We start from the raw sequence: 5,858 nt of genomic DNA, 5'->3' as shown, positions 1-5,858 counted from the left end.
GTTTTCTTATTGCAAAGCATACAATTGTTCTCAGAATCAAAAGGTATCATCTTTTCACATATAGCACAAATTTTTATTGATAATTGTGTTCCTATGCCTAATGTGTTTAATTCGAATTGTTGATTTGCAATGTAATAAACAACTCTCCGTGAATTGCTGAACCAATATATAATTGGGTAAGCGTGGTGGGAATATAAATAATCAACCCACATTTCCTCTGGAGAATTTTCTTCATCAAATTCAATAAGCCAAGAAGAAAGGTTTTTTGACCATGCTAATTTTACAGTGTTGAGCTTCAGATCCCCTTCGCTGAAGAAATTAGCCATAAGAACTTTGGAGGATGAGTTATGTTTTGCTTCATTAATTGCTCTCTGGATTTCCTCTCTATTAATCAGTTTATGCAGAAAGCTATTGTTTTCTCTCCATGCTAATTTCTCCGAATCATAAATTGCAATGAAAGCCGTTGTTGCTCTTGAATAAGCACAAAATAATTGAGCATCCTCCATGTTTTCGGAATCCAGTGTAATAACAACAGGTGATTCCATACCACGAAAACGAGATACAGTTTCAATATTTATATCAAAAGTCTTCATGTCTTTCTGGAGGAAGTTTTTCACTAAATCTGTAGGGACAAGGACGGTTATCTCATCAGATGGCACAGAACTTTCTTTCAGTCTTAAGATTTCATTAAGCAATGTGGAAAGTGGATCGTTAACAACTAATTCTTTTAGCGTATCTGGTTCGTTATTTCTGGGGGACGTAATTTGATATGATGAAGGCCTGATAGCCATTAAATAATCAGTAACGGCTTTGGGACATCTTAAAACAATAGTCAAACTAAAGGAAAATTGGGAATTAATTATCCGTTGAAGATCAATGTGATTCGTCCCTTTTTCAAAAGAGAACGTTTGGGTTTCATCACAAAATGCAATAATTCTTTTATTTTCAAACCAAAAATATAAGGTTTCCAACCACGAATAATGTAACGCCTGTGCTTCGTCAATAATTAAAGCATCATAATCCTTTATCTTGTTTTTCTTTAATGCACTAAGTAAATCCTCGCAGCATCCTGATTCAAACCAGCCTGTTGGAGACTCGGGAGGCAGGGCTAATCTATTACGAGCCTGATGACATAGTTTGTGCCAGGTAAAAACATCGCATAATGAAACTGGAGTTTGTTGTCGAATGTATTCAGAAAGACGGTTATTGAAAGTAATAAATAAAACTTTTTTTTGTTCTTTAACCAACCTCCTGGCGAATTCAATTCCAATCAAAGTCTTTCCTGTTCCTGGCCATCCAGTCACAACAAATCGTTGATATTCTGACAGCAGTTCAATGACTTTAATTTGTTCATGTGTGAGTCTTAACCAGAGTTGATTATCATAAATAATTCGGGTTCCCCAGTCAGGCGTGCCATCAAATTGCGGGCATATAGATTTTATTATTAATTGAAGCCGTTCACTTCCTAAATCATTATTTCCTAATGCAGATTTCCAATAGTGCATTATCTCAATGGTGTACTTTGCAATTTCCGGGAGTTGATTTTTATCAACGAATATTTTTCTAAATGGTCTTACAGACGCATCAACCATTGCTGTATTTATAACGTTATTATCGAAATAGCTATCAGGAAAAATAAAGCCATAACCAATACGCAATCGTAACGTTGTTGCTCCTCCTAACCAACGGGCTAATCCATGAACATTGTTACGTGTTTGCTTCACTACATCGACATTATTATTAGTTTTGAGATGTACAAAAATAGGACCATCTACGCGATATATCCCACTTTTTACCTCTAAAGCCAGAACACCATAGATAGGATGGAGAACAAGAAAATCTATTTCTCCACTTGGGGGTAGTTTCATACCCAAATGCCGGGCCGCCGAACTCAACCACGGGAGACTATGAATTACGGTGAAATCATCTGACAGCCCTTCTTTTAACAGGGCATAGACCGTTTTTTCTCCATAACTATCATTATCAATGGGTCCGAATGCCGGAATCATTTTGGCCATACTACTATTTCCTTATAACCTGCTCCTAACAGAAACTTTCACTTGTTACATCGTCCAGTGATTCGAAATAACTTCCGCTTGTTTTAATATTAACTCCACCGCACCCGCTGTTTTATCCGGCGGATATTTATACCGACGCAGAGTCTGTCGAACCAGGATACGCAACCTTGCACGAACGCTTTCCCGTACCTGCCAGTCTACGGTTGTAGATTGCCGAAGCTTTAGTGTCACTTCTATCGCCAGCTTCTTAAGTACCTCATCCCCTAACTCTCGGACGGCGCTTTCGTTCTCAGCCAGTGCGTCGTAGAAGGCGATCTCGTCAGGATTCAGGCCAAGTGCATCATCACGCGCCATTGCGGACTGAAAATCCTTCGCCATCTGGATCAGCTCTTCAATCACCTGCGCCGTCTCAATAGCTCGGTTGTTGTATTTAATCAACACAGCCTGAAGACGTTCAGAATACTTCTTCTCCTGCACTACGTTATTTTTAGTTCGGGACTGGATACCATCATTAATCAGTTTTTCCAGCAACTCTACCGCCAGGTTGCGATATGGCATATCGTGGACTTCCTGCAAAAACTCATCAGAAAGTAAGCCAATATTAGGTTTATCCAACCCTGCCAGAGTGAAAATATCATCCACGCCATTAGCAATTACGGCATTATCCAGAATCTGTTTCAGCGCAGAGTTCTTCTCGGCCTGGCTTATTTTTTTGTCCACACTGGTAAATTTGCTGATAGCGGCCTTCACCGCAGACAAGAAAGCAATCTCTAGTTTATAAGGCTGTGCCGCATCCAGCGTACAGCAAAGCGACCAGGCTTTAGTAATTGCCAATACGTTATCAAGAAAACGTTTCTTACCGTCTTCAAGGCCGAGCACGTAGTTTGCAACAGGCACCAACAGCTTTTGTGCGTGAGCTTCAAAGCCGGTGTAGTCAAAACCCGCTGACGTTGCTGTTTTGGCAAACATACCGTGGATGATGTCCAGCTTTTCCAGCATGATTGCCAGCGCTTCTTCGGCATTAATGGTCGCATCGCCTTTACCGTTTGCATCGGTATAGGTTTTCAGCGCCAGTTTCAGTTCATTGGCGATTCCGATGTAATCCACCACCAGCCCGCCGGGTTTATCTTTGAATACCCGGTTGACGCGGGCAATGGCCTGCATCAGGTTATGTCCGCGCATTGGCTTGTCGATATACATAGTGTGACAGCAGGGGGCGTCGAAGCCGGTCAGCCACATATCGCGCACAATCACCAGCTTCAGCGGATCGTTCACATTCTTGAAGCGTGACTCTAGTCGTTTTTTAGTTCGCTTGTTGTAGATATGCGGTTGAAGCATTGCCTTATCGGACGCTGTACCGGTCATCACGATTTTGATTTGTCCTTTTTCAGGATCGTCATCGTGCCATTCCGGGCGTAGCGCGATAATTTCATCGTAAAGATGGACGCAGATTTCACGGCTCATCGCGACAATCATCGCCTTGCCGTCCATTACGGTATTGCGCTTCTCAAAGTGAGATATCAGATCGGCGGCAACCTGCTGGAGACGAGGTTTAGCACCAACCAGTTTCTCCAGACGGCTCCATTCACCTTTGGTTTTTTCACGCAGGTCCAGTTCATCATCTTCAATCAGTTCATCTACCTGGTCAGAGAGCGCCGCCAGTTCTCCATGATTGAGATCGAGTTTCGCTAGCCGGGATTCGTAGTGAATAGGCACCGTTGCGCCATCATCCACCGCGTCCTGAATATCATAAATCGAGACATAATCGCCAAATACAGCGCGGGTATCGCGATCCTCCGCTGAAACCGGTGTCCCGGTAAACCCGAGAAACGAGGCGTTGGGCAGCGCGTCGCGCATATGTTTAGCGTAACCGTATTTATAGACGCCAGTTTCCCGGTCCAGATTGGCTTTCATGCCGTACTGGCTGCGGTGCGCTTCATCGGAAATAACAACGATATTGCTGCGCCCATTGAGAACTGGATGGGCATTTTCCCCTTCCTCCGGGGAGAACTTCTGCACGGTGGTAAAGATAATGCCGCCTGCATCGCGGGTTGCAAGCAATTCACGCAGTGCTTCGCGATCATCTGCCTGCACCGGCATCTGTTTGAGAAGTTCCTGCGCTTGACAGAATGTGGCGTAAAGCTGGCCGTCCAGATCGTTACGATCGGTGACGACCACAATCGTTGGGTTGCCCATCTCCGGCTGTTGTAGCAGTTTGCCGACATAACAACACATGGAGATGCTTTTACCGGAACCCTGCGTATGCCAGACGACACCTGCTTTCTTACTGCCTGGCTGAATGTTACTGTGCAGGGCCAGTTGCTTACCGGTCGAAGCGACGATCGTTGCCTGCACGGCCTCGCGTACCGCGTGAAACTGGTGATAACCGGCTATTTTTTTAATCAGCGTTTCGTCATTGTTCTCGAATAGGATGAAGTAACGGATATAGTCGAGCAGCAGTTCCCGGTTAAAGAATCCCCGTACCATAGTTTCCAGTTGCCATTCCAGCAAAGGCTTATCATTTTCATTGCTGATGGTCTTCCACGGCATAAAACGTTCTTCCGTAGCCGTCAGGGACCCCACACGTGCCAGATAGCCATCGCTGACAATCAGCGCTTCATTGCTGATAAACAGATCGCGGATTTCATCTTTATAGGTCTGTAACTGGTGGTAGGCATCCCAGATATCCACTTTGTCGTCGATGGGGCTTTTCAGTTCCACCACCGCCAGCGGCAGTCCGTTAATAAAGCAGATGATATCCGGGCGACGAGGCTGTTTCGTTCCGCTGATGGTCATTTGATTCACCACCATAAAACGGTTGTTTTGCGGCTGGTTAAAATCCACCAGCAGAGCGTGATCGTGGATAAGTTCTTCGTCGCGGCGGTACTGAACCGGTACACCTTCCAGCAGCCAGTGATGGAAGGTTTTGTTACTGGCAATCAGATCCGGGCTTTCAGCACGAGTAATACGGGATATAACCTGTTCGAAGACGTCTGCGGGCAGATGCGGGTTGATTTTTTGCAGGCAGGTGTTCAACACGGGCGTCAGGAATACATCATGATAGCTGGCGCGTTGCGGGTTACTGCCATCAGGGGCAATATCCGGCCCGTGATGAATTTCCCAACCTTGTTCGGCAAACCACCCCAGGCAAAGCTGTTCTAAGTCGTCTTCGGTTAGCATCGGTAACGTCCTGTGTTAAACGTGTTCGGCTTCTTCAGTGATAATTTCAGCTTCATCATGCCCGTTAAAGGTTCGCTTAATCAACTGATTAAGTTCCGGTAGACATGTTGAAAAGGCTTTTTCAAATGCCGTCATATGTTCTACCAACCAGTCAACCATCTCCGGCCACTTTTCCTGATCTGCGATGCCATTGATGGGTTTTCTGTAAGTAATACGGCAGGATTTCTTATCCGGTAAGGCCTGCCAAACAATTTCATGCCCAAAGCGATTTTCGATTGCGGATTTGCGTTCATGAAGCCAGTCAAACGCGAATGTATTGGTTTGTGCTGACGGTTTGGCAATCCAAAGCTCAACCCTAATTTCTTTTTTGCTGAAGATAAGATTGTACGAAACGCCACTGATGCCAGAACCTGCGCTTAACCAGTGGTCGGTTGACGGGCTGATATTATTGTAGAGTGAACATGAGCTAACGCGGAATTTCTCCAGAGCCTGGGTCCAGAACGCCTTACGTAAATGGTGGCGAGCTTTGGATTCTCCAGTCGTGGACTGCTCCTCCGCCTCTTTCTGCGCCATACCGATCATGTAAGATTCCGCTTCCGGCGTGGGGATAACCTGCTTGATATCAATAAACACATCGTTACCATAACGGTAAGGTGTGAC

At 44.9% G+C, this 5,858-nt stretch carries 3 protein-coding genes; all 3 read right to left on the bottom strand.

From position 1 onward, the window contains the following. The coding region (locus AB7E14_RS19445; protein WP_428169821.1) for an AAA family ATPase at positions 1-2,018 on the bottom strand (2,018 nt) is incomplete at its 3' end. A gap of 45 nt (positions 2,019-2,063) precedes the next feature. Continuing rightward, positions 2,064-5,198, bottom strand: coding sequence for a type I restriction endonuclease subunit R (locus tag AB7E14_RS19440; protein ID WP_428169820.1), 3,135 nt, complete (start codon positions 5,196-5,198; stop codon positions 2,064-2,066). Between the two features lie 15 nt (positions 5,199-5,213). Beyond that, positions 5,214-5,858: DUF4268 domain-containing protein (locus AB7E14_RS19435; RefSeq protein WP_428169819.1), on the bottom strand; the 645-nt coding region annotated here is incomplete at its 5' end.

The organism is Citrobacter sp. (genome assembly GCF_050252275.1).
Taxonomy (GTDB): Bacteria; Pseudomonadota; Gammaproteobacteria; order Enterobacterales; family Enterobacteriaceae; genus Citrobacter_A; species Citrobacter_A amalonaticus.
This window is presented reverse-complemented; position numbering and strand designations above follow the sequence as displayed.